28 protein-coding genes are annotated in these 21783 nt (G+C 42.3%); 15 read left to right on the top strand and 13 right to left on the bottom strand.

Annotated features, from left to right (window positions below; translation table 11 throughout):
* Positions 1–40: 40 nt before the first annotated feature.
* The 5 genes from ACFGVR_RS14175 to ACFGVR_RS14155 form a co-directional block, all read right to left on the bottom strand.
* Positions 41–1426, bottom strand: coding sequence for a UDP-N-acetylmuramate--L-alanine ligase (locus ACFGVR_RS14175; RefSeq protein WP_448697962.1), 1386 nt, complete (start codon positions 1424–1426; stop codon positions 41–43).
* 131 nt (positions 1427–1557) lie between these two features.
* Positions 1558–2388 carry a 50S ribosomal protein L11 methyltransferase gene (prmA, locus tag ACFGVR_RS14170; protein ID WP_448697960.1) on the bottom strand — a complete coding sequence of 277 codons (831 nt, stop codon included), beginning with the start codon at positions 2386–2388 and terminating at the stop codon, positions 1558–1560.
* Between the two features lie 196 nt (positions 2389–2584).
* Positions 2585–3343, bottom strand: a complete 759-nt coding sequence (tpiA, locus tag ACFGVR_RS14165; protein ID WP_448697959.1) for a triose-phosphate isomerase — start codon at positions 3341–3343, stop codon at positions 2585–2587.
* Positions 3344–3349: 6 nt separating this feature from the next.
* The gene (locus ACFGVR_RS14160) at positions 3350–4537 is read right to left on the bottom strand and encodes a GlmU family protein (protein WP_448697957.1); all 1188 of its coding nucleotides are present in this window, start codon (positions 4535–4537) and stop codon (positions 3350–3352) included.
* Between the two features lie 68 nt (positions 4538–4605).
* Positions 4606–4851: a type B 50S ribosomal protein L31 gene (locus ACFGVR_RS14155; RefSeq protein ID WP_448697956.1), complete on the bottom strand. Its 246-nt coding sequence runs from the start codon at positions 4849–4851 to the stop codon at positions 4606–4608.
* Positions 4852–5101: 250 nt separating this feature from the next.
* On the opposite strand from ACFGVR_RS14155, the gene ACFGVR_RS14150 reads away from it, so the two are divergent.
* Complete coding sequence (locus tag ACFGVR_RS14150; RefSeq protein ID WP_448697954.1) at positions 5102–6325, top strand: M12 family metallopeptidase; 1224 nt, start codon at positions 5102–5104, stop codon at positions 6323–6325.
* Between the two features lie 116 nt (positions 6326–6441).
* Here the strand turns inward: ACFGVR_RS14150 and ACFGVR_RS14145 are convergent, their stop codons facing one another.
* Entirely contained in the window at positions 6442–6999 is a 558-nt protein-coding gene (locus ACFGVR_RS14145; protein ID WP_448697952.1) for a hypothetical protein, read from the bottom strand.
* A gap of 381 nt (positions 7000–7380) precedes the next feature.
* Complete coding sequence (gene mce, locus ACFGVR_RS14140; protein ID WP_448697950.1) at positions 7381–7782, bottom strand: methylmalonyl-CoA epimerase; 402 nt, start codon at positions 7780–7782, stop codon at positions 7381–7383.
* Between the two features lie 121 nt (positions 7783–7903).
* On the opposite strand from mce, the gene ACFGVR_RS14135 reads away from it, so the two are divergent.
* The 6 genes from ACFGVR_RS14135 to ACFGVR_RS14110 all read left to right on the top strand — a co-directional run bounded on the left by ACFGVR_RS14135 (position 7904) and on the right by ACFGVR_RS14110 (position 11974).
* Positions 7904–9115: an IscS subfamily cysteine desulfurase gene (locus ACFGVR_RS14135; protein ID WP_448697949.1), complete on the top strand. Its 1212-nt coding sequence runs from the start codon at positions 7904–7906 to the stop codon at positions 9113–9115.
* 160 nt (positions 9116–9275) lie between these two features.
* The gene (gene iscU / locus ACFGVR_RS14130) at positions 9276–9689 is read left to right on the top strand and encodes a Fe-S cluster assembly scaffold IscU (RefSeq protein WP_448697948.1); all 414 of its coding nucleotides are present in this window, start codon (positions 9276–9278) and stop codon (positions 9687–9689) included.
* A gap of 149 nt (positions 9690–9838) precedes the next feature.
* Positions 9839–10165, top strand: a complete 327-nt coding sequence (locus ACFGVR_RS14125; RefSeq protein WP_448697947.1) for a HesB/IscA family protein — start codon at positions 9839–9841, stop codon at positions 10163–10165.
* A gap of 157 nt (positions 10166–10322) precedes the next feature.
* Positions 10323–10934, top strand: coding sequence for a DUF1684 domain-containing protein (locus ACFGVR_RS14120; protein WP_448697946.1), 612 nt, complete (start codon positions 10323–10325; stop codon positions 10932–10934).
* A gap of 8 nt (positions 10935–10942) precedes the next feature.
* Positions 10943–11356 carry a hypothetical protein gene (locus tag ACFGVR_RS14115; RefSeq protein ID WP_448697945.1) on the top strand — a complete coding sequence of 138 codons (414 nt, stop codon included), beginning with the start codon at positions 10943–10945 and terminating at the stop codon, positions 11354–11356.
* Positions 11357–11521: 165 nt separating this feature from the next.
* Complete coding sequence (locus tag ACFGVR_RS14110) at positions 11522–11974, top strand: flavodoxin family protein (protein WP_448697944.1); 453 nt, start codon at positions 11522–11524, stop codon at positions 11972–11974.
* Between the two features lie 7 nt (positions 11975–11981).
* Here ACFGVR_RS14110 and ACFGVR_RS14105 read toward each other — a convergent pair whose 3' ends face one another.
* Positions 11982–12188, bottom strand: coding sequence for a DUF4287 domain-containing protein (locus tag ACFGVR_RS14105; RefSeq protein ID WP_448697943.1), 207 nt, complete (start codon positions 12186–12188; stop codon positions 11982–11984).
* 34 nt (positions 12189–12222) lie between these two features.
* The gene (locus ACFGVR_RS14100; RefSeq protein WP_448697942.1) at positions 12223–12960 is read right to left on the bottom strand and encodes a hypothetical protein; all 738 of its coding nucleotides are present in this window, start codon (positions 12958–12960) and stop codon (positions 12223–12225) included.
* 587 nt (positions 12961–13547) lie between these two features.
* Between ACFGVR_RS14100 and ACFGVR_RS14095 the strand changes: the two genes are divergently transcribed.
* Entirely contained in the window at positions 13548–14714 is a 1167-nt protein-coding gene (locus tag ACFGVR_RS14095) for a hypothetical protein (protein ID WP_448697941.1), read from the top strand.
* A 15-nt stretch (positions 14715–14729) separates the two neighbouring features.
* Here the strand turns inward: ACFGVR_RS14095 and rpoN are convergent, their stop codons facing one another.
* Positions 14730–16211: an RNA polymerase factor sigma-54 gene (gene rpoN, locus ACFGVR_RS14090; RefSeq protein WP_448697940.1), complete on the bottom strand. Its 1482-nt coding sequence runs from the start codon at positions 16209–16211 to the stop codon at positions 14730–14732.
* Positions 16212–16407: 196 nt separating this feature from the next.
* Between rpoN and mscL the strand changes: the two genes are divergently transcribed.
* Positions 16408–16812: a large-conductance mechanosensitive channel protein MscL gene (gene mscL, locus ACFGVR_RS14085; protein WP_448697939.1), complete on the top strand. Its 405-nt coding sequence runs from the start codon at positions 16408–16410 to the stop codon at positions 16810–16812.
* Between the two features lie 59 nt (positions 16813–16871).
* On the opposite strand, the gene ACFGVR_RS14080 is transcribed toward mscL, so the two are convergent.
* A complete protein-coding gene (locus tag ACFGVR_RS14080; RefSeq protein ID WP_448697938.1) occupies positions 16872–17759 on the bottom strand; it encodes a ChaN family lipoprotein in 888 nt (295 codons plus the stop codon).
* A gap of 136 nt (positions 17760–17895) precedes the next feature.
* On the opposite strand from ACFGVR_RS14080, the gene rpmH reads away from it, so the two are divergent.
* The 6 genes from rpmH (at position 17896) to ACFGVR_RS14050 (ending at position 20309) form a co-directional block, all read left to right on the top strand.
* Positions 17896–18054 (top strand): 50S ribosomal protein L34, encoded by a 159-nt coding sequence (rpmH, locus tag ACFGVR_RS14075; protein WP_008511763.1) that lies wholly within the window; start codon positions 17896–17898, stop codon positions 18052–18054.
* Positions 18055–18128: 74 nt separating this feature from the next.
* Positions 18129–18506, top strand: coding sequence for a ribonuclease P protein component (rnpA, locus tag ACFGVR_RS14070; protein WP_448697937.1), 378 nt, complete (start codon positions 18129–18131; stop codon positions 18504–18506).
* Entirely contained in the window at positions 18503–18745 is a 243-nt protein-coding gene (gene yidD, locus ACFGVR_RS14065; protein ID WP_448697936.1) for a membrane protein insertion efficiency factor YidD, read from the top strand. The genes rnpA and yidD overlap by 4 nt, the downstream gene beginning before the upstream one ends.
* Before the next feature lie 2 nt (positions 18746–18747).
* Positions 18748–19443 (top strand): tRNA (adenosine(37)-N6)-threonylcarbamoyltransferase complex dimerization subunit type 1 TsaB, encoded by a 696-nt coding sequence (tsaB, locus tag ACFGVR_RS14060; protein WP_448697935.1) that lies wholly within the window; start codon positions 18748–18750, stop codon positions 19441–19443.
* 52 nt (positions 19444–19495) lie between these two features.
* Positions 19496–20047 carry a DUF4337 domain-containing protein gene (locus tag ACFGVR_RS14055; RefSeq protein ID WP_448697933.1) on the top strand — a complete coding sequence of 184 codons (552 nt, stop codon included), beginning with the start codon at positions 19496–19498 and terminating at the stop codon, positions 20045–20047.
* 4 nt (positions 20048–20051) lie between these two features.
* Positions 20052–20309 carry an Imm32 family immunity protein gene (locus ACFGVR_RS14050; RefSeq protein ID WP_448697932.1) on the top strand — a complete coding sequence of 86 codons (258 nt, stop codon included), beginning with the start codon at positions 20052–20054 and terminating at the stop codon, positions 20307–20309.
* Between the two features lie 46 nt (positions 20310–20355).
* Here the strand turns inward: ACFGVR_RS14050 and ACFGVR_RS14045 are convergent, their stop codons facing one another.
* Both ACFGVR_RS14045 and ACFGVR_RS14040 read right to left on the bottom strand, forming a co-directional pair.
* Complete coding sequence (locus ACFGVR_RS14045) at positions 20356–20742, bottom strand: DMT family transporter (protein WP_448697931.1); 387 nt, start codon at positions 20740–20742, stop codon at positions 20356–20358.
* 57 nt (positions 20743–20799) lie between these two features.
* Positions 20800–21765, bottom strand: coding sequence for a sterol desaturase family protein (locus ACFGVR_RS14040; RefSeq protein ID WP_448697930.1), 966 nt, complete (start codon positions 21763–21765; stop codon positions 20800–20802).
* Positions 21766–21783: the final 18 nt, after the last annotated feature.

The following is a 21783-nucleotide window of genomic DNA, read 5'->3' as shown; positions in this document are numbered from 1 at the left end:
AAGGGTTTGAATATAGAAAGCATAAATTTATGATAATTTTTTAATTAGTGATTTTAATATTGCTGACTTTGTGTAAAATACTTTCGGTTAACTTATTTAAATCTATTCCTCCAAAATTGCCTGAGCTCATAAATAATACGTTTTTGTTTTGGGTATCAACCTGTTCCATATAACTCCGCAATTCATCTATACGATTAAACACCCTAATATTGTTACGTAAAAAAGCCTGCTTAACAACTTCGGGTGGATACGGTTCTATCTTTTTTTGCTGAAAAGTATGCTCATCTATAAACACAATGGCCTCATCGGCCTCATCCATGGTATGGGCGTACTGCTCTAAAAAGTCTTTATTCAAGCTGCTAAAAGTGTGAAGCTCTATCAGCGCCAGCAATTTCCTGTCGGGAAACTGAGCCTTTACTGCATGGATAGTGGCCGTTAACTTGGATGGCGAGTGTGCAAAATCTTTATACACATTGGTATCTTCGCCTTTGCCCAATAATTCTAACCGGCGTGCGGCACCTTTAAATGTAGTGATGGCCTGATAAAATTGCCCGGCACCGATACCCAGTTCAAGGCAAATTAAACGCGCCGCTTCGGCATTGAGCAGGTTATGCTCGCCAAATACCTGTAAAGGATACTCTTTATTATCAGCTATCAGCGTTGTTATTCCGTTAGTGATCTTAAATGCCGGTAAATGGTACGGTACCTTTTTAATATCCGATGTATCGTTATTTACAACACCGGTCAATACTTTATCCTGCTCGCTGTAAATCACCGTTCCGCCGGGTTGTATGGTTTTTAAAAACCCGCTGAACTGCTCTGTATAAATTTCGAAAGTTGGAAAAACGTTGATGTGATCCCAGGCGATGCCGCTTAGCACGGCGATATTGGCCTTATACAAAAAAAACTTAGGCCTCCGGTCTATCGGCGAAGCCAGGTACTCGTCGCCTTCTATCACAATAACAGGCGCTTCATGCGTTAGCCTTACCATGGTATCAAAACCCTCAAGCTGGGCGCCTACCATATAGTCAAAATCTCTGCCGGCTGCTTTAAGCACATGCAGTATCATGGAGGTAATGGTAGTTTTACCATGACTTCCGCCTATTACCACCCGTATTTTATCTTTTGATTGTTCGTAAATATACTCGGGGTACGAATATATTTTGAGGCCCAGCGCTTGCGCTTTTAATAATTCGGGGTTATCGGGCCGGGCGTGCATACCCAGAATAATGGCATCAATACCGGTAGTTACCTTTTCGGGATACCAGCCTTGTTGCCCTGGTAACAACCCATATTTTGATAAACGCGATACCGAGGGTTCAAACAATACATCGTCAGATCCGCTTACATCAAATCCTTTTTTATGTAAAGCGATAGCCAGATTGTGCATTGCGCTGCCACCAATAGCTATAAAATGTACCCTCATTTAAATTTATTACCTGTAAAGAAAAAGATTAATAGACAAATAAACAAAATAAGTTTTACAGTAAGTAATTATTTTTTGCTTATAACTATCTGATCAGAAGATTGTTAATAATTAACCGCAATGTTAAAAACTTAACTAATAAATTTCGCGGCAACCCAATCCTTTATTTTTTTATGCGAAATATATTTAAGCCCCAGTTTAGCGGCTTCGGCAGTAATAATCTCAAGGTCAGGATCTTCGTAAAACCCGCTGAAATAGATCTCGCCTCCGGGTTTTAAAACCTGCGCGTACCTGTCCATCTGTTCCAACAAAATATTGCGGTTAATATTGGCAAGTATCACATCGTATTGATCATCCGGAATGGCTTCTTTGGATCCGCAAAGCGGTGTAATATTGGTGATATGGTTTAAAGCCGAGTTTTCGATAGTGCTGTCAAAACAAACCGGGTCGTAATCTATGGCTACCAGGCGCTCTGCTCCCATTTTTGAGGCCAGTATAGCCAATATACCGGTACCGCAGCCCATATCCAAAACGTTCTTCCCGGCAAAATCAATATCGAGCATCCAGTCCATGATCATGGAGGTGGTTTCATGGTGTCCGGTGCCAAAGGCCATTTTAGGATCGATCACCACCTCGTAAGCAAAATCGGGCTTAGCCGGATGAAAAGTAGCACGAACGTAAACCTGGTCTTTGATCTGGATAGGCTCAAAGTTACTTTCCCATACCTCGTTCCAGTTTTTTTGCGGGATGAGCGTAATATTGTGACTAAACAATTGGGCATAAGGCTCCAAAATCACCGATAGCGATTCCTTATCCAATCCTTCGGCCGGTATGTACGCCTTAAACCCTGTATCGGTATCCTCAAAAGTATCAAAACCAAACTCCGCCAGTTCGTTGATCAGCAGATCCTGCTGATATTCTTCGGTGGTGTGAATGGTGAAATTATATTCGTAGTAGTTCATTGTTTAGATATGAGATTTGAGTATTGAGATATGAGATATTTTGAAAACGTCATTGCGAGGTACTAAGCAATCTCTATGCTATACAGGTCCGACCTGATGCATCGATCGTCCTATGTAGAGATTGCTTCGCTACCGCTCGCAATGACGCGAAGTGAGATATTCATCTCAATACTCACATCTAATATCTCACATCTACTCAATTAAACACTTTCAAAATATCCACAAAATCCCTTGCTTTTAACGAGGCACCTCCGATAAGGCCGCCGTCAATATCTTGTTTGGCAAATAATTCGGGGGCATTTTTAGGGTTGCAGCTGCCGCCGTATAAAATGGTGATACCATCGGCTAAAGCCTGGCTGTATTTTGCTGCGATCTCTTTGCGGATGAAGGCATGGATCTCCTGCGCCTGGTCGGCGCTGGCGGTAACACCTGTGCCAATGGCCCAAACAGGTTCGTAAGCGATCACTACTTTGGCAAAATCTTCGGCGCTCAAGTGAAAGATGCCTTCCACCAATTGCGATTTGATCACATCAAAATGGGTATTGGCTTCGCGCTCCTGCAAAGTTTCGCCGATGCAGAATATCGGTTTGAGGTTATGCTTTAAAACGGTATCGGTTTTTTTGGCTAACAGCTCGTTAGTTTCGCCAAAGTACTGGCGGCGCTCTGAGTGGCCCAGTATTACATAAGCTGCTCCTACCGAGGCAATCATTTTAGCCGATATTTCGCCGGTATAAGCACCGCTTTCGGCCTGGTGAGCATTTTGCGCGCCAACGGCAAGGTTACCTTTAGCTAAAGCTGCCAGGCTTTGCAAATGGATAAACGGACTGCAAACTATGGCTTGTTGTGTGCCGGTAATATCTGCCTTTATCAAATCGCTTACTTCGTTAAACAAGGCTAAACCTTCGGCGTAATCAAGGTTCATTTTCCAGTTGCCGGCTACTATTTTTTGTCTCATGGTTTATTAAAAGTGTCTGTATGGTTTGGTTAATTCAAATACGTGTTTTAATATATTCTGTTCGTTTTGGTCAAAGGCACGGTTCTCGCGGCGCTCAAAAACTTTGGCAGCCGTTTCGAACATTTTATCCATGGTATATACCTCAAAGCCCTGCGGCCCTCCCCAGGCAAAATCGGGTATGTAATTACGCGGATAGCCTGCACCAAAAACATTGGCACTTACACCTACCACGGTACCGGTATTAAACATGGTGTTGATACCGCATTTAGAGTGATCGGCCATAATTAAACCGCAAAACTGTAAACCGGTTTTACGGAAATGCTGTGTATCGTAGTCCCAAAGCTTTACTTCGGCGTAGTTGTTTTTAAGGTTGGAGTTATTGCTGTCGGCACCTATGTTGCACCACTCGCCCAGCACGGAGTTACCCAAATACCCTTCGTGCCCTTTAGCCGAATAGCCCCATAAAATGGAATTGTTGATCTCGCCACCCACCCGGCAATACGGCCCAACAGTTGTTGCGCCATAAATTTTGGTACCCATTTTAACCTGCGAGTTGTTGCACAGGGCAAATGAACCGCGGATATTGGTACCTTCCCAAACTTCGGTATTGTTACCTAAATAGATCGGGCCGTTTTTGGTGTTGAAGGTTGAGCACTCGGCAGTAGCATCATCTTCAATAAAAATATCATCGCCGATAAGGGTGTTGGTGCTGCTTAATTTGGCGCTTGTACGGCCGCGGGTTTGCAGTATAAAATCCTTTTTTAATTCGGCATCGTTATTTCTGAAGATATCTTCAGGGTAACGGATGGCCACAAAGTTACCGGTATAATTTACCGGTTTGTAACTTGACGTATTAGCCGGATCGAACTCTTTGGCGTCGGTTTCGTTAAGCTTTACAGCAATGAACAGGCCATTATTGATGAGCGCCTCGTTGCCATGTAGATCAGCAATAGCGTCGATCAGAGCCTCATCCGGGCAAACCGAACCGTTAATGAACAGGTTACGTTCGGCCAGCTTGAGTGGAAATTTGCCTTGCAAATAAGGTTGGGTGTAAAACGAGTAACCCTGCTTTAAATATTTGGCCCATTTTTGGGCGATGGTTAAAATACCTATACGCAGATCGCCAACCGGGCGGGTATAAGTTAAAGGGCGTAGGGTAAGGTGCGCGTTATCGTCGAAAAGGATAATTGACATTGCACAAAAATAAAAAAAGTCCCGACTGGAAAGCCGGGACTTTTAAATATTTATTATTACAACTGTTATTAACGGTTGTAACGGGTTTTAAATTTATCAATACGTCCGGCAGTATCAACCAATTTCATTTTACCAGTGTAAAATGGGTGCGACGTATGCGAAATTTCTAATTTGATCAATGGGTACTCGTTACCGTCTTCCCATTTTATGGATTCTTTGGTATCGATGCATGATTTGGTTATAAAAGCATAGTCGTTAGACAGGTCTTTAAAAACCACTAATCTATAATTTTTTGGGTGCAGATCTTTCTTCATTATTTAAACTTCCTTTCAAAAGAGGTGCAAATATAGGCTTTTAATTTAAATCTTAAAATTAAAAAAACAAAAAAATTACGGTATATCATTTTCGCCTTTCATATTGGTTAACAAAAGCTTAATACAACTTAATATTATTTATAGGTGCAATATATTTATTGTGTATATATTTATTCTATTAATCAGTATTGTTTCCGCACTAACGATTTTATTAATCTATCTGATTTCAAAAAAACTTAAATTTTTATTTATGAAAAGCATTTTTCGTAGTTTAAAACTACTCATTCTTATTAGCGCAATTCTGTCGTTTTCGGCATGTAATAAAGAACTCAAAAACGAGCAGCAAACTGGCAGTGCAAAAAGTGATAACCTGATTGGGCTATCTTTAGTTAACGGTAAGCAGATCACACTCCATTTAAAAAACGGAAGCACTGTAGGCCTGATGGAATACAACGGCAAAGTAATTATGGGAGGCGATATCATCTTATCGCCCGCACAGATCGCGATTTTATATGCAGATACTATTGGAAATAAGCTTAAGGTACAAACCACCTTTACTACCGATTTCGCACGGCGGTGGCCAAATAAGATCATCTATTACACCATTACAAATACCATAAACCAAGCCGCTATTAACCAGGCAATTAGTCATTGGCAAGCCAATACAGGTATGCAGTTTGTTGTCCGCACAACTCAGCCTAATTATGTGGATTTTGCCGGTGTACCACTACCTGGTGCTTCGGGAGATTCTCAAATAGGCATGATTGGCGGACAGCAATTTATTCGTCTTGAAGACAATTGCCCGGTTCAAACTGTTATACACGAGATAGGCCATACGGTTGGATTATTTCATGAGCAAAGCCGGGCTGACCGGGATCAATACATCAATGTAAATTGGAGTAATATTAACCCCAATTTCACCTATCAGTATCAAACTTACCTTGTTCAAGGGTACTTTGGTTCCGAAGCCGGGCCGTACGATTTCCAATCGGTAATGGGTTACTCATCTTTTTATACCGTAGTTGCCTATCCAGGCGATTTTACCCCACAAATTACAGCCCTAAATGGCGCTACATTTTCTCAAGGCACCGGACTGTCTGCCGGTGATATTCTTGGTGTGCAGTTATTGTATCAAGATCTATATCTTAGTTATGATTCGGTTGACCAGGTGTATGAACAAAGTGATTTTGTTGACAGTCGGGACCAGGATATAACGGCTTACTTTTTTAAAGATTCGGCACATACGATCCCAGGCTTGCCCAGAACTCTTAGATTTGTTGTTTTAAAAACGCACGACGAACAAGGTTATGGAGGCATTACGCATACCATCGTTTCTCAAACACCGGTTACCTTGTCTGAAGGCACTACCAGCTACTATTTAGGTACTGAGTCGCAACGAATGTATTATGATCAGAATATGAATCTTCAACAAGGTGCCTATTATGAATCAATCGGCTTAAGCCAAATTCATTAATATTAATGCAAAAGGTACTGATTAAAAAAAGCTTCCGGGTTAACCCGGAAGCTTTTTTTTAAATCTACATGTTTATAAAATAAATCTCACAACATGCTTTAATCAGGCACGTTGATCTACTGCTTTTTATAAGTATACGGCAAACTGTTAAAAGTCCCACTGGTAACGTTATTAACCGTTAACGAGGTAATGTTGCCGCCGGTATCATAAGTGTAGCTCACGGTATTGAAACCAAAGGTACCCGTTATGGTCATTTTAACCGAATCGACGGCTGATACGGTTACAAAGCCCGACTTTACCGTACCCTGCGGCACAAATACACTGCTGCCGCTGGCGGCTTTAGCATAGCTAAGCACCACCTTACCTGAAGCATCAACATTAAATGTACCTGTAGGGAAGCCGTTACCTACGCTGCTGGCGTTTTGCTGTGTCACTGCCAAATTTACCTGTTGTGTGCCCAAAGTGCCGGTGCAGGTAAATACCTTGCTTTTGGTTGCAGCGGTATAGGCCACCTGGGTGGTATAAGCAGTTGGTATCCATAAGGTATCGTTAATGTACGCTGAGAAGGGGTAAATTGTAGTATTGGTAGTCGTAGCACTCTCGCTGTCTTTTTTACAGTATTGCAGTAACAATGCTGATAGTACCAAAACAACGACAAGAGTAGATTTTTTCATGTAGAACTTTTTAAGCATAACGCCTTTTAATTGACTATAATATTAAGATTGCTGCGAATGTAATTTTTTTCTGTTTAGCCTCATCATGCTTAGGGCACAAACGGCGCAAAAGTAGGGTTTATTTAACATACTTTAACAAAAAAGTTAAGGTCGGCTGATAGTTGCAGTAGCACGGGCAGTAGCAGTTTAATTTGAGCAAACCTGCAACTGCCACTAAAAACTGCTACTCTAAATTTGGGCGTTGCCTGCGGCCCGCGCTTTCCGCTCATACTGCACAGGCCTTAGCCACAGGGCCGGTATCCGCTGCAATCGCTAACGCAAAACTTAAAAGTTCAAAATCAAATGATCTAAATCCGAAATCGAACATCCGAAATCCGAAATTCAAACAATCTCCTGGCAAAGTTCAATCAAAACACCATTAGTTCCTTTCGGGTGTACAAAGCAAACCAGTTTATTATCGGCGCCACGTTTTGGCTTTTCATTCAATAGCACAAAACCTTCGGCTTTAAGGCGTTCCATTTCGGCCTCGATATCATCCACATCAAAGGCGATATGGTGAATGCCCTCTCCTTTTTTAGCGATAAATTTAGCAATGGCACTCTCGGTAGCGGTAGCCTCGAGCAATTCTATTTTATTTGGCCCTGCCTGTAAAAAAACCGTGTTTACATACTCGCTGGCTACGTTTTCGGTTTTGTAGGCTTTGGTATTTAACAAAGCTTCGTATATGCCGGTTGCCGTTTTTATATCACTTACCGCGATGCCGATGTGTTCAATTTTATTCATTACCCAAATATTGCAAAATAATGACTGCCTTATGCATTTTTGACAATTGTTTGTAATGATTTTAAATAAAAGAATTGCGTATCTTTGTACCGTTAATTAAAACTTAACAACATTAAACGAGATGAATCTTCCAATATATTTAGATAATAACGCCACCACACCCATGGACCCAAGGGTGCTTGATGCCATGTTGCCTTACTTTACCAACAAGTTTGGTAACGCGGCCAGTAGGAACCACCCTTTTGGCTGGGTAGCCGAAGAAGCTGTTGATTACGCCCGCGAACAGGTTGCCAAACTGATAGGCGCTAACGAAAAAGAGATCATCTTTACCTCGGGTGCTACCGAAAGCGATAACCTGGGTATTAAAGGTGTGTTTGAAATGTATAAAGAAAAAGGCAACCACATTATTACCTGCACTACCGAACACAAAGCGGTATTAGATACCTGCAAGCATATTGAGAAACTGGGCGCACGCGTTACTTACCTGGATGTAAAGAGCGATGGTTTGATTGACCTTGGCGAACTGGAAGCTGCCATGACCAAAGAAACCATTTTGGTTTGTATTATGTATGGTAACAACGAGATCGGTGTAATACAGCCGGTAAAAGAAATATCAACTATAGCCCACAAATTTGGCGCTTTGTTTATGACAGACGCTACCCAGGCTGTAGGTAAAATACCTGTTGATGTAATTAAAGATGGTATCGATATTTTAGCCATGAGCGCACATAAAATGTACGGCCCTAAAGGTATCGGTGCATTATACGTTCGCCGTAAAAACCCAAGGGTTAAAGTTACCGCCCAGATGGACGGCGGCGGCCACGAGCGCGGTATGCGTTCGGGCACGTTAAACGTTCCGGGAATTGTTGGCTTAGGTAAAGCCTGTGAGCTTTGCGCACAGGATATGGAAGCCGATACCAAACGTTTATCAGCTTTACGCGATAAACTTGAAAACGCTTTAACCCAATTGGAAGAAAGCTATGTAAACGGTAATGTTGAACATCGTTTACCACACGTAGCCAATATCTCGTTTAAATATGTTGAGGGCGAAGGTTTAATGATGGCCATGAAAGATCTGGCTGTATCTTCGGGTTCGGCTTGTACTTCGGCATCGTTAGAGCCATCGTATGTATTAAAAAGCTTAGGCCTGAGCGATGACCTGGCACACTCTTCGATACGTTTTGGCTTAGGACGCTTTACTACCGAAGAAGAAGTGGATTACGCCATCGAGGTAACTAAAAATGCGGTTAACCACCTGCGCGAACTTTCGCCACTATGGGAAATGTTTAAAGAAGGAATTGACCTCGACTCGATAGAGTGGGCAGAACATTAATATTTCGGATATGGATGTTCGATTCGGATTTATTTCGAATTTCGAATGTTCAATTTCGAATTTATTGAAACGAATTAATATAACTAAGAACTAAAGAGAGATACAAACCAGGACAAGGAAATTCGAAATCGAAGATCCGAAATCCGAAATCCTTAAAAATATGGCTTATTCAGATAAAGTAATTGATCATTACACCCACCCCCGCAACGTTGGTACTTTAGATAAAAGTAAAAGCAGCGTTGGTACCGGCCTGGTTGGTGCACCTGAATGCGGCGACGTTATGCGCCTGCAAATTGAGGTAAACGAAGAAAATGTAATTACCGATGCCAAATTTAAAACCTTTGGTTGCGGAAGCGCTATCGCTTCATCATCATTAGCAACAGAGTGGTTAAAAGGTAAAAGCATCGACGATGCCATGAAGATCGACAACATGGATATTGTTGAAGAACTGGCTTTGCCACCGGTAAAAATACACTGCTCGGTTTTAGCCGAGGATGCTATTAAAGCTGCCATTAATGATTACCGCGTTAAAAACGGTATGGAAGCATTGGTTAGCGAAAAATCGCATCATTAATAGTATTGAGATGTGCGTATTGCGTATAGCGATACCACATCTCTTTTTTAAAGTACACTGTTTAGACTTAAACTAAATTAACGGGAACGAGTCTAAAAAAAATAAACAAAGCGATTCGCAATACGCATATCGCAATACGCATTACTACTATGGTTACTATAACCGATAAAGCAAAATCAAAGATCGATAACCTGATGCAGGATGCAGGCATGGATGCCGGCTATTTCCTGAGGGTGTCGGTTCAGGGTGGTGGTTGCTCGGGTTTATCATACAACCTCGACTTTGATAACGAAGAAAAAAAGGGCGACCAGTTTTTTGAAGATAAAGGCATCCGTATGGCATTGGATATGAAATCGTTTTTATACCTGGCCGGTACCGAGCTTGATTTTAGCGATGGACTGAACGGCAAAGGCTTTAACTTTCATAACCCTAACGCAACCCGCACCTGCGGCTGCGGCGAAAGTTTTTCTGTTTAATTTTTAATGTGATTGATATAGTTGCAGAGGGCCTTAGGAAACTAAGGCCCTTTGTTTGTTTATATAAGCAGCGCATGCCTGCCTAACGGCAATTGGAATAAACACCGATAAAATATCTTATTTTTGCTGCCTTAACTGCCAATTCAGCCATCGTTAAATGAAAAAACACGCTTACCTGCTTTTAGCCTTCGTATTGATCGTTCATGTTAGTCAAAGTTTTGCACAAAGCTTTGATATGCAAATTGCGACTTTCAGAAAATCATACATGGCTGATTTTTTGACCGACAAAAGTTCACCGTTAAAAGAAGCCGACCTGCAATACCTGCGCTTTTACGCACCCGACAGTACTTACCGCATAGTTGCGAAGGTGACATACCTGCAAAATGTTCCGGCTTTTATTATGCCGGTTACCCAGGGCACCGGCAGGGAGCATATAGCTTATGCCAAACTAAGCTTTACACTAAAAAATAAGCTGCTTGAGCTAACCGTTTACCGCAATACTGCACTGGCAAAAATGCCCGCGTTAAAAGACTACCTGTTTTTACCTTTTAACGATAGCACTAATGGTAACGAAACCTACGGTGGCGGCCGTTATATTGATCTGCGCGAAAGCGATTTTAAGAATGATACACTTGTGCTCGATTTTAACAAAGCCTATAACCCATATTGTGCTTTCGGCGGCGAATATTCGTGTCCAAAACCACCCGATGAAAACCATTTAAGCGTTGCCATAGAAGCCGGGGAAAAGAAATTTGGCAAAACACATTAAAGTTTGCCATGCGAAAACCGACCGTATTACTTTTAACTATTGTTTTTACGCCTGTAATAGCCGGCATTTACGGCATACTGCACGATCAGTTTACTTATACCATTAGCCACGAGTATTTTACAAAATTTAAATTTTACCAGCTCGGACTTGCTGACATGGGTACCGAAGCCATTTTACCCAACCCAAGATTAGCCGTTGCCTGTGTTGGTTTTATGGCTACCTGGTGGACGGGTTTACTGATCGGCCCGGTGCTGGGTTTTACAGGGTTGATACAAAAGGATGGCAAAGCTATGCTGCGGTCGGTAAGCAGGGCAATACTTGTAGTATTAGGCACTACCGCTGTAACCGGACTAATTGGTTTATGTTATGGAGGCTTTATTTATCCAAAACTGGTGTCGATTGGTATCAGCCCGATAACCTGATTGATAAAGCCAATTTTATAACTGTAGGCTCTATGCATAACTTTAGTTATTTGGGTGGGGCTATTGGTTTGTTGCTGGGTGTCGCTTATCAATTTATGTATAAAAGAAGGTTTAAAAAATCGACCACAGTATAAAACAGGCAATACAAATCTTAGTTATTACTTTATGAGTCAACCGCTGATCATTTTAGCCAGCAACCGTCATGAAAGCAATACCGAAAAGGCGGTGAAGGATATCTACGGCGATAACCCTTATCACCTCATCAACCTGCTGGATCACCATATCCAACCTTACAGTTATGATGGCGCTTACAGTACCGATGATGGTTTTAATGATATTATAAACGTGATGCTGCAGCACGATGACATTGTTTTCGCTACACCGGTTTACTGGTATGCTATGAGCGGGCTGCTTAAAACTTTTTTTGACAGATTAACTGATATTGTGACCATTAACAAAGAAATTGGCAGGCAAATGAAGGGCAAAAGCATATCGGTAATTGCTGCCGGCAGCGACCCGCGCCTGCCCGATGGTTTCGAGGTGCCGTTTTTGCTTACCGCCCAATATTTCGGGATGGTTTTTAAAGGAGCTACGTATCGGCTTTTCGCAGAAAAGTAGCTTTTAGCTATTGCTTTTGTTTTAGATAATTGGTGGTTAACGTACGCGCCCAATAACGGGGCACAGCATATTCGGCCTGCAAAAAGGCCACTACATCGTTCGACTTTTTATCGGCAGCTTTAAACGCATCTAAAATGGCTATCCATTCAGTGAGTTTTTTGCCTGTCTTTTCGATAACCTGTTCGTCGGTTACGTCCCAGTAATCTTGTTTCATAGGGTGGTGTTTTTATAAGTCGGGCAAGTTTAACTCATTTTTTCACAAACTCACCTGTGGTATTATCGTAATTTAAAAAGTAACCGCCGTTAGCCAGCGCTGTAACATCAATTTTAACGGCCTGGCCTTTTTTAATGATATTGCCATATTGGTCGAATAGCTCATACATGGTTTCGGCTGAGAAGACGATCTCGGTAGTTGGTTTTAGCGGGCTAAAAGTGATGACGGGCGCTGCAGATTTGATTTCGGCCACTTTTGATACACGTGGCTGCCCGGTATAGTCAACCTGCTTTACCCTGAATTTGTTATTGCCCGAATGCAAGAGAACACCTACCTGGTAATTGTTACCGGCAGCCAGGCCCGTACCATTAACTTCGCCAACCTTTACCCATTTGCTCCACCTGAATTGCTCGGCAATATAGAGCAATTTACCCTGCTCATTTTTGGTTTCCCATTTTAACTGATAGCCGCTACCCTGTGGCACAACGCTGATCTGCACTGTCTCAAAAGTACTTTTGGGCGATAATACTTCGGGGTTTAATATTTTAGGCTTGCAGCCATCTTTATGATATATAACAACAGTTACCTTATCACCAGGCTTAAACCGAAAGGCATTCAGGTTTATTTCGAATGCTGAAGAACCGATTTCATCAGTTGTCACGTCGCCATTAACTCTTACGTCAATTACACAAAAGCCAACGCCGTTTGGGCTAAAAGGGTTTTGTACATACAAATTTTTGCCCTGGTAATATCCGGTAATTTCGATCATCATGATGAGGTTATTTACCTACAAGATAGGTATTTATGTTATATTTTCAATCAATATAACTTGTTTATTTTCGCGATTTTGCTTATATTGCAGGGTTAGGGCATATTTAAATAATACCCTTGATCGTTCTTACATATTACAAAAACACAGGGTGGGTATACCCACCCTGTACCCACCAATACCCACCTGCTTTTGAGGAGACAAATACGCAAAAGTGCCTTTATTTGATTTAAATGAGGGATCACCGAAAAACAATGCAAAAAATACCGACAAATACCCACCTGCTCTCGGGTGGCGGAAGTTTAAAATTTGCATGCCCGATCTTGTTGGTGACAACACCAACCATGGCATTGTTCTTTTAGATATTTATACAACAGCACATCGGTATACCGATGTAATACCTATGTGATACATCGGTATAAAAAACAGAAAAACCGCCTTAAATGCTTTAACAAGGATCTTAACAGAAAAACAGGTTAAAATACCGAAGAATCCCTATGTGTTGACAAAAACAAAAAGCAGCTATTTTTTGCCACGTTATGGAAACAGCAAAGAATAAAAATCCTATATTAATTTATAATTAGCGAATAATGGATTTCAAAGATTACTTCTCATTAAAGATCATCTCATCGGTTATCGAAGCTGTTGCATCGTTTGTGACAATGGCGTTTGGTATTTATGGTGCGACAAACGATACAAAACCAGTTAACGGAAAGCTTACCAGGAAGGGCAAGATCGCTATTTCGGGAATTGTAGTTAGCGGCCTGATAGCAGTAATTATAAAAGTTATTGCAGTAGAGGATAAGCTGGCCGATCAGAAAAAAATAATGCAGGAGCAAGATCAAAAGATCATCCAACAAAAACTCGAAGCAGCAAAAAAACAACACGATGACTCGTTGAACAATGTTTTTCAACGCGGAGTTAACTCTGGTTTTGGAAAATCGCTGGGTAAACTTGAAACGCTCGAATCAAAACAGCGCAGTGCAATCGACCAATTAAACAGCCTCTCGGTATTGCAAAAACAGAATATTGGTAAGAGTTTAGAATTACAACATCCGCTCTTTCCCTTAAAGCTATCGTCAACTGTTAAGGTGAGTTTAGATTCGCTTGATAAGAGCCAAATGATCATAGATACCCTCCAATCGTATAAAAGATACCTTTGGACAAAGAGAAATGATCTTCATGGTTTGCCGTTAGGTGTACAAACCATCTGGCCCGAAAATGGCGAAAAATTTGATGTTGACCGTTTTGATGTTAACGCAACTTCGGGCTTTGATGCAAGGTTTATTGCCTTTGATAAGTTTGTGCGTTGGTACGTGTTTCCCAAATATGATATCAAGCTCTATTTGAAAGATAAATTCCTGCTGGAGATCGACTATCACGAAGGCGTTTTGTTTGAAAAGGCATTTTTGCTGAGTTACAAGGTTGATATGATCAAAAGAGAAGTTGTTTTTGAATTTGAGAATACCGTTAATACACTAAAAGGGCGCTTGCCGGATAACAGAGGGATCCTGAGCTTTTACAGTTGCAGGGACGGGGTTTTTAAGGCATCCGTAAGGCAAAACATTCTGGGTAATAGCATCAAGGGTATTGAACTGGGAGAAATTACAATAAACTGTGGCGATAAATTTATCGATTCATACAAATTTCCTTGCCAGCCTAAGTACGTTGTAAAAACAAAATATCCAAGTTTAGATGGCAAGTGTTATTTTATAAACATAAACGATGTATTACCTAAATCCCCTACCGCACATTGATAACACCTGCAAAAACTACAGTTCTTTCCGCAGGCGGGCTACCGGGATATTCATTTGTTCGCGGTATTTGGCTACGGTGCGGCGGGCAATGTTGTAGCCGCGTTCTTTGAGTATATCGGTCAGCTTTTCGTCGGCCAGCGGGTGGTTCTTGTCTTCGGCGCCAATAAAATCCTCGAGGATCTTTTTCACTTCCTTGTTGGATACTTCTTCGCCGTTTTCCATCTGGATAGCTTCGCTGAAGAAGGATTTTAACAGGAAGGTGCCAAACTCGGTTTGTACATATTTGGAGTTAGCTACCCGCGATACGGTGGAGATATCCATGCCTATTTTATCGGCAATATCTTTCAATATCATCGGCCGCAGGTTACGCTCATCACCGGTCAGGAAAAAATCGTACTGGTAATGCATAATGGCATTCATGGTTTTGAGCAGCGTTTGCTGGCGCTGTTTGATGGCATCGATAAACCACTTTGCCGAATCGAGCTTTTGCTTAACAAACTGTACGGCCTCGCGCATTTTTTTATCCTTTTGCGCAGCCTTATCGTAATGCTGAAACATATCCTGGTACGAGCGGCTTACGCGCAGCTCAGGAGCGTTCTTTGAATTGAGGGTGAGTATCAGCACACCATCATTATTGCTGATGTGAAAATCGGGGATCACCTGCATTTGCTTGGTGTTTACCTCGTTGCTGTCGCCCGGTTTGGGGTTAAGTTTCAGTATCTCGTTTACCACGCCGCGCAGTTCGTCGCTCGACATGTTGAGCGATTTTTCGAGCTTATCGTAGTGCTTGCGGGTAAACTCGTCGAGGTAGTTTTCAACCACCAGGATAGCCTTTTTGATGATCGGGTCGCCTATATCCTTACGGCGAAGCTGAATGAGCAGGCATTCCTGCAAGTCGCGTGCGCCAACACCCGGTGGGTCGAGGTTTTGGATCACTTTCAGCATATCCTCTACTTCCTCGTCTTCAGCCATCACGTTTTGCGAAAAGGCCAGGTCGTCGGTTATCGACATAATGGGCCTGCGCAGATACCCATCGTCATCCAGGCTACCGATGATCTGCTGGCCGATACGGAAGTCTTTATCAGACATGGGTAACAGGTCCAGCTGGTTCTGCAGGCTTTCAAAAAACGAGCTTTGTACAGCTATGGGTATTTCTTTACGTTCTTCGTCGTCATCGCCGTTCTGATCGTAGCGCGAGCCGTAATCGTTCACGTTATCGTCCTGCAGGTAATCGTCTATGTTAAATTCGTCAAACTCACTTTGCTCGCCGCTATCATCGCCGTTAAAATTGTCGTCGTCAGGGTCGCGGTCGGGATACAGTTCATCCGGCTCGCTCATGTTCGAGAGGCTGATATCCTCGAGGGCGGGATTTTCTTCCAGCTCTTCTTTAATACGGGTATCTAACGACACGGTTGGCACCTGCAGCAATTTGATAAACTGGATTTGCTGCGGCGATAGCTTTTGTAGGAGTTTTTGTTGTAAATTCTGTCTTAACATATGCGGAGGCACAAAAATACACTAATTAGTCCGAACTAAAAACAAACACCGGCAATGCTTACTTAAACGTCACGGACTGATAAGGCCTTATTTTTTTAATTTATGAAGGATAAACCAAACACCATAGTAATTGTTCGGTTTATTTGTAAATTAGTTTTACAAATAAACCCTGGCATTAACCTAAATAGCTGTAATTATGAGTATTGTAAAAGAATTTAAGGAGTTTGCGGTAAAAGGCAACGTTGTCGACCTTGCAGTGGGTGTAATTATAGGCGCCGCTTTTGGTAAAATAGTAACATCATTGGTTACGGATGTGATTATGCCGCCATTAGGTTTACTGATGGGTGGTATTGATTTTAAGGATAAGCTAATTCAATTGAAACCGGCTGTTGGAAAAACACCGGCTGTGAATTTGAATTACGGGTTGTTCATCAATAATATTATCGACTTTTTGATCGTGGCTTTTGCAATATTTATGGTAATAAAAGGTATCAACGCCATGAAACGCAAGGAAGAAGAAGCACCTGCTGCAGCGCCTGAACCAACAAAAGAAGAGGTTTTATTGACCGAGATACGCGATTTGCTGGCGAAGAAAGGATAATGTAACCGGAAACCAGCGAAGGGCGTAGATCATATCAAGGCAGTGAAGTGCGTGTTGTTTTAAGGCCGTTTTTCATTTCCTGCTAAACCGGCATCGGTTAGTATCACATAATCGGCCAGTTTGCTGTAAAAGGCAAAATCGGGTTTACCCAGATCGTTACCCGACGCCGATGCGATAGTGAGCACAGCCGCCTTGCTATCATATTTTTGAAACTGCGCCACGGCGCCGAGTTTTTCTTCGCTGTGAAAGCCGCCGTTTACGTTAAATACCTTAGCCCCTTTATGGCTTTCCAGGTATTGCGCAATGCTCCAGCCCATGGTGGCGTCCCACAGGTTTTGCGATTGATAAACCTGCATACCCCCGGCATTGGTATGTCCGCCCATAATTTTTAAAAACTTATCGTAATACTTGCCGCTGGCGGTATCAATGGGTAAGGGCGGCAGGTGCGATTGGCCAACGGCATCCAGCTTGTTGAGGCTGCTTAAACCCAGCCGGCTCACCATATTGATATAGCGTGCCGGTGCGTTTGCCGCAATGATATCCATATTGTTAGCTTTGGCCATCTCTACCATGGGGCGATAGTCTCTGTAATTGCTCCAGGCACGGCAGTCTATCAAAAAGTTACGTTCGCGTATCAATCCCCGCAGGTACTCGTTCAGCACGGGCTGGGTATCGGTTTCAAACATTTCCATGGATAAGGCAACCTTGCCGGGATATTTGAGCAACAGCTTTTTGAGGATGGTAAACTCGACATAATGCGCTATCGAGTCGGTATGCTCTTCGCCAAAAAATAGTACATCGGCCTTGGCGGCATCGTTTGCAATATCATCAAGCGAAACTTCTTTGCCCTGCACATTGCTGTAAACACGAAAGTGCTTTTGCATATCGGTCTGACTAAAAGCAGCAAATGGCAAAATGAGAAACGCAAAGCAGATGATAGATTTCATATATATAGTACGTATGGAGGTACTAATTGGTTGTGGAAAATATTTAAAGTATTTTTACAAACGCGGTTTGAAATATAGAAAAAGTACACTATATTTGCGCTCTTGTTTTTAAAACAGCGAATATAAGTAAATAGTCATGAAAAGAACGTTTCAGCCTTCTCAGCGTAAAAGAAGAAATAAACACGGATTCCGCGAACGTATGTCAACTGCTAACGGCAGAAGAATTTTAGCTTCAAGAAGAGCTAAAGGCAGAAAAAGATTGTCAGTATCTGACGAGCGTCGCCACAAAGCATAATACTCCCGATCGCTGTTTCCCTTAGGGGGACTAATGCCAACTGGTAATTTATTTATTCGGTTCAATGCGATCGTATGTATACATTTAAAAAGGAAGAACGGTTATGTAATAAAAAGCTCATTGACGGGCTTTTTCATAGCGGTTCTTCTTTTTTATGTTATCCCTTCAAAGTTTCCTTCAATATTGTCCCAAACGGAAACCCCGCCGCGCAAGTGCTTTTTGCTGTAGCTAAAAAGCGCTACAAGCATGCTGTTGATCGCAACCAAATCAAGCGCCGCATGCGCGAGGCTTATCGCCTGGCTAAGCAGGAATTGCTTTACAATCATCTGACCACTGTCGACAAAACCATCGTGCTGTCTATAGCCTATATCGGCAAAGAGATTGAAGAATACAGCGTAATTGACAAAAAAATGCAAAAAGCGCTTACCCAGCTTTGCACCATGATCGCATGAAGTTCATTATCAACATATTTAAAACCTTGATCGGTGGTTTGTTCATTGTGCTCATCAAAATTTACCAAAACTTACTGTCGCCACTTTTAGGCGCACAATGCCGCTACACTCCTACCTGCTCACAGTATGGTGTTGAAGCTATAAATAAATACGGCGCCTTTAAAGGCGGATGGTTAACTTTGAAACGTATTGGCCGCTGCAACCCCTGGGGCGGGCACGGCCATGATCCAGTACCTTGAATATGAGTTTACTTTTACTGATAGAAACCGCAACCACATCGTGCTCTGTTGCTTTGGCAGACACCGGAAAGATCATTGCTTTACGCGAGATCAACCAGCGTAATGTGCATGCCGAAGTGATCACGGTTTACATAGACGAATTACTTAAAGAAACCGGCAAACAATACCACGAACTGGCGGCCATTGCAGTAAGCAGCGGACCAGGCTCGTACACGGGTTTGCGCATTGGCGTATCAACTGCTAAAGGTTTATGCTTTGCGCTGGGTAAACCTTTGATAGCTATAGAAACGCTTACAGCGATGGCGCATGGCCTGATAGAGCGTGGCAAGGTAGCTATTGACACGAGTACGCTGCTTTGTCCCATGATAGATGCCCGGCGCATGGAAGTTTATACGGCGATATTTGATCATACCGGCAAGCAGGTAAAACCCACGGCTGCCGAGATTATAGACGAGCATAGCTTTAGCGATCTGTTGGCAAACAACAAGATCGTCTTTTTTGGCGACGGCGCCGATAAATGTAAAGCAGCTTTAGCACATCAGCCTAACGCGATATTTGCTATGGAGTTTACCAACTCGGCGCAGGATATGCTGGTGCCTGTTTTGGCAAAACTAAGCGCACAGCAATTTGAAGATATTGCTTATTTTGAACCGTATTATTTGAAGGATTTTATTGCAGGCGTAAAGAAAACCAACTAATCCAAAAGATCATTGTTCTAATCTGTGAGATCATCATAAAATCAGTGTAATTATGGAAGAAATAGAAGACCCTACCGAATCGCTACACGAACATATTCACGAAGGCGCGCACCACGCTCAACATGAAGGAAAAGATAAATGGGTTGTTTTTGTGGCGCTCACTACTGCTATCATCGCGGTATTCTCGGCCATAACCGGCCTGTTGGCCGCGCAGCATTCCGAAGAAGCCATGCTGAGCCAGATCCACGCCAGCGACCAATGGGCATACTACCAGGCCAAAGGTATTAAGGCCGAGATATTGGTTTCCGACGGTAAGGTATTAAAAGCCATGGGTAAGCAGCCCGACACTGCAGATATCGCCAAAATAAAGAGCTATAAAGAGCAACAGCAGGAAACCTACAAAGAAGCCAAAGCCGCCGAAGCAGAATCGCACACGCATGTCAACAAGCACAACACATTGGCGCGTTCGGTAACGTTCTTCCAGATCGCTATTGCTGTTGGCGCTATATCTATACTGGTAAAAAAGCGGCTGTACTGGTTCATCAGCCTGGGTTTCGCAGGTTTCGCGGCGTATTACTTTTTGTTGGAGGTTTTGGTGAAGTAACACTATGGAGATCAAAGTAGAAATTCCCGAATATGATGTTAATTCAGGCTTGATATCGCATTGGGAAGATGGGTTTGAAATAACTACCAATATCGTTAACGATCAAATATCGATCACTGCAAACAAAGCTGGTTTGATCTCGCTTGCTATGAAATTATTAACACTTGCGCAAGATAGTGTGCCGATAGGCGGTCACTTTCACTTTGATGAATACAATTCACTGGAACCAGGTTCAGTTGAATTAGTTGTAGAAAAAAGATAGGCCCCACTGCACGTTCAAGCGTCCACGCTAACGCACCCGGCTAAGATCATGGCGTCACTTTCTCCGGCGCGGCAACAAATTTCAAGCCGATGATACCTACGATGATCATCATGATAAAGCCAAACTCGGCTATTGATATCTTTTGTTTAAAGTAGAGCAATTCGATCAGCTTTAGCACAACAATGGTCATGGCTGTCCAAACCGAGTAAGCTGTAGCGTTGGTTAACGATTTTAGCGACATCGAGAAGAAAAAGATATTGCCGACTCCAAAAAGGATATAACCTATTAATGGTAACAAAGCAGGCAGGCTGCCGTCCATCCTGTAAAAGTTATCAAATCTTACTGTTTTTAACCCGCTAACGGTTAAGTACTTTACCGAATAAGTCCAGAATGCTTCAAAAACCGAAGCGATAAATAAAAATAACCAGCGCAATAGTGTAGATATTAGTTAATAAATGGGTTAATAACAAGCTACCAAGATAGTAAATATTTAAACATCTAAAAGCTCGGGCTTTATGCCGACTTCGTTTTGTTCAGTTTGATTAACATGATTAACCGCTAATGGTTTTTGTTGGGGAGCTTTTTTAAACAACTTCATCAGGTTTGGCCGCAGGTTGTAATACCAGGCCAGCCATTTATATTTGGATATCACCTGCTTTTCGTCAAAACGCTTTACCGAAAAGATATGCTGGGCAAAGTAATCTTTGGGGTAATCATAATACAATCCCCAATTTTCAGGTTTATCACCTGGTTTATGTTCCGGGAAGTAAACGGTACCGAACAGATAATCCCAAATGGCAAATTTGGTCGAAAAATTAGCGTGAAAAACCTCCTGGTAATTGGCATGATGCCACAGGTGTAGCTCGGGACTGTTGATCAGGTATTTTAGCTTGCCAAGCCTAACGTTGATATTGGCATGGATAAACATCCCCAAAGTAGCATCCAGCATGGCCTTGATGGGGATAACTATAGAGTACGGACCTAATAATAAAATGATAGGTGCAAACTCGATGGTTTGGTTGATGATGATCTCTGCAGCGTGTGAACGTGAGCCTGCCATAAAATCAACCTGTTTACCCGAATGGTGTGCCTCGTGGGTACGCCAAAAAAACTTACTCGAATGCTGAAAACGGTGAAAAAGGTAGATATACAGATCGTGGGTAACCACGAAAAATGCCACCTGTGCCCATATTGGCCAATGGGTCATAAAATTGGCGCCCGTCCAATTGTAATGCACCTGTATGGGCCCAATAATGTAATCAAAGATCAGTATCTTTAAAAAGTAACTTTGGATAAGGGTATACCAAACCAAGTCTACCCAAAAGCCTTCCCTAAAAAAAGGCAAGCCTTTACGATAAGGTGAGATACGCTCCCAGGCTATCATAAAGGCTATCCAGCAGAATAGTATAATGGTGGTAATTAAGGTAACATGCGCTAATTCAGCTTGATCATTCATCACCGTACCTTTTATTCT

Source organism: Mucilaginibacter aureus, from assembly GCF_053514885.1.
The sequence above is the reverse complement of the archived record's forward strand: the minus strand, read 5'-3'. Positions and strand labels throughout refer to the sequence as shown.

Coding starts and splice junctions, on each gene's coding strand:
- ACFGVR_RS14040 (WP_448697930.1), bottom strand. CDS start 21,765: ATGAATGATCAAGCTGAATTAGCGCATGTTACCTTAATTACCACCATT.
- mscL (WP_448697939.1), top strand. CDS start 16,408: ATGAGTATTGTAAAAGAATTTAAGGAGTTTGCGGTAAAAGGCAACGTT.
- ACFGVR_RS14160 (WP_448697957.1), bottom strand. CDS start 4,537: ATGTCAATTATCCTTTTCGACGATAACGCGCACCTTACCCTACGCCCT.
- tpiA (WP_448697959.1), bottom strand. CDS start 3,343: ATGAGACAAAAAATAGTAGCCGGCAACTGGAAAATGAACCTTGATTAC.
- ACFGVR_RS14175 (WP_448697962.1), bottom strand. CDS start 1,426: ATGAGGGTACATTTTATAGCTATTGGTGGCAGCGCAATGCACAATCTG.
- ACFGVR_RS14150 (WP_448697954.1), top strand. CDS start 5,102: ATGAAAAGCATTTTTCGTAGTTTAAAACTACTCATTCTTATTAGCGCA.
- ACFGVR_RS14100 (WP_448697942.1), bottom strand. CDS start 12,960: ATGATGATCGAAATTACCGGATATTACCAGGGCAAAAATTTGTATGTA.
- ACFGVR_RS14120 (WP_448697946.1), top strand. CDS start 10,323: ATGAAAAAACACGCTTACCTGCTTTTAGCCTTCGTATTGATCGTTCAT.
- ACFGVR_RS14110 (WP_448697944.1), top strand. CDS start 11,522: ATGAGTCAACCGCTGATCATTTTAGCCAGCAACCGTCATGAAAGCAAT.
- prmA (WP_448697960.1), bottom strand. CDS start 2,388: ATGAACTACTACGAATATAATTTCACCATTCACACCACCGAAGAATAT.
- ACFGVR_RS14135 (WP_448697949.1), top strand. CDS start 7,904: ATGAATCTTCCAATATATTTAGATAATAACGCCACCACACCCATGGAC.
- yidD (WP_448697936.1), top strand. CDS start 18,503: ATGAAGTTCATTATCAACATATTTAAAACCTTGATCGGTGGTTTGTTC.
- rpoN (WP_448697940.1), bottom strand. CDS start 16,211: ATGTTAAGACAGAATTTACAACAAAAACTCCTACAAAAGCTATCGCCG.
- ACFGVR_RS14050 (WP_448697932.1), top strand. CDS start 20,052: ATGGAGATCAAAGTAGAAATTCCCGAATATGATGTTAATTCAGGCTTG.
- ACFGVR_RS14145 (WP_448697952.1), bottom strand. CDS start 6,999: ATGAAAAAATCTACTCTTGTCGTTGTTTTGGTACTATCAGCATTGTTA.
- iscU (WP_448697948.1), top strand. CDS start 9,276: ATGGCTTATTCAGATAAAGTAATTGATCATTACACCCACCCCCGCAAC.
- ACFGVR_RS14105 (WP_448697943.1), bottom strand. CDS start 12,188: ATGAAACAAGATTACTGGGACGTAACCGACGAACAGGTTATCGAAAAG.
- ACFGVR_RS14080 (WP_448697938.1), bottom strand. CDS start 17,759: ATGAAATCTATCATCTGCTTTGCGTTTCTCATTTTGCCATTTGCTGCT.
- ACFGVR_RS14155 (WP_448697956.1), bottom strand. CDS start 4,851: ATGAAGAAAGATCTGCACCCAAAAAATTATAGATTAGTGGTTTTTAAA.
- ACFGVR_RS14115 (WP_448697945.1), top strand. CDS start 10,943: ATGCGAAAACCGACCGTATTACTTTTAACTATTGTTTTTACGCCTGTA.
- rnpA (WP_448697937.1), top strand. CDS start 18,129: ATGTATACATTTAAAAAGGAAGAACGGTTATGTAATAAAAAGCTCATT.
- ACFGVR_RS14095 (WP_448697941.1), top strand. CDS start 13,548: ATGGATTTCAAAGATTACTTCTCATTAAAGATCATCTCATCGGTTATC.
- ACFGVR_RS14055 (WP_448697933.1), top strand. CDS start 19,496: ATGGAAGAAATAGAAGACCCTACCGAATCGCTACACGAACATATTCAC.
- ACFGVR_RS14125 (WP_448697947.1), top strand. CDS start 9,839: ATGGTTACTATAACCGATAAAGCAAAATCAAAGATCGATAACCTGATG.
- mce (WP_448697950.1), bottom strand. CDS start 7,782: ATGAATAAAATTGAACACATCGGCATCGCGGTAAGTGATATAAAAACG.
- rpmH (WP_008511763.1), top strand. CDS start 17,896: ATGAAAAGAACGTTTCAGCCTTCTCAGCGTAAAAGAAGAAATAAACAC.
- tsaB (WP_448697935.1), top strand. CDS start 18,748: ATGAGTTTACTTTTACTGATAGAAACCGCAACCACATCGTGCTCTGTT.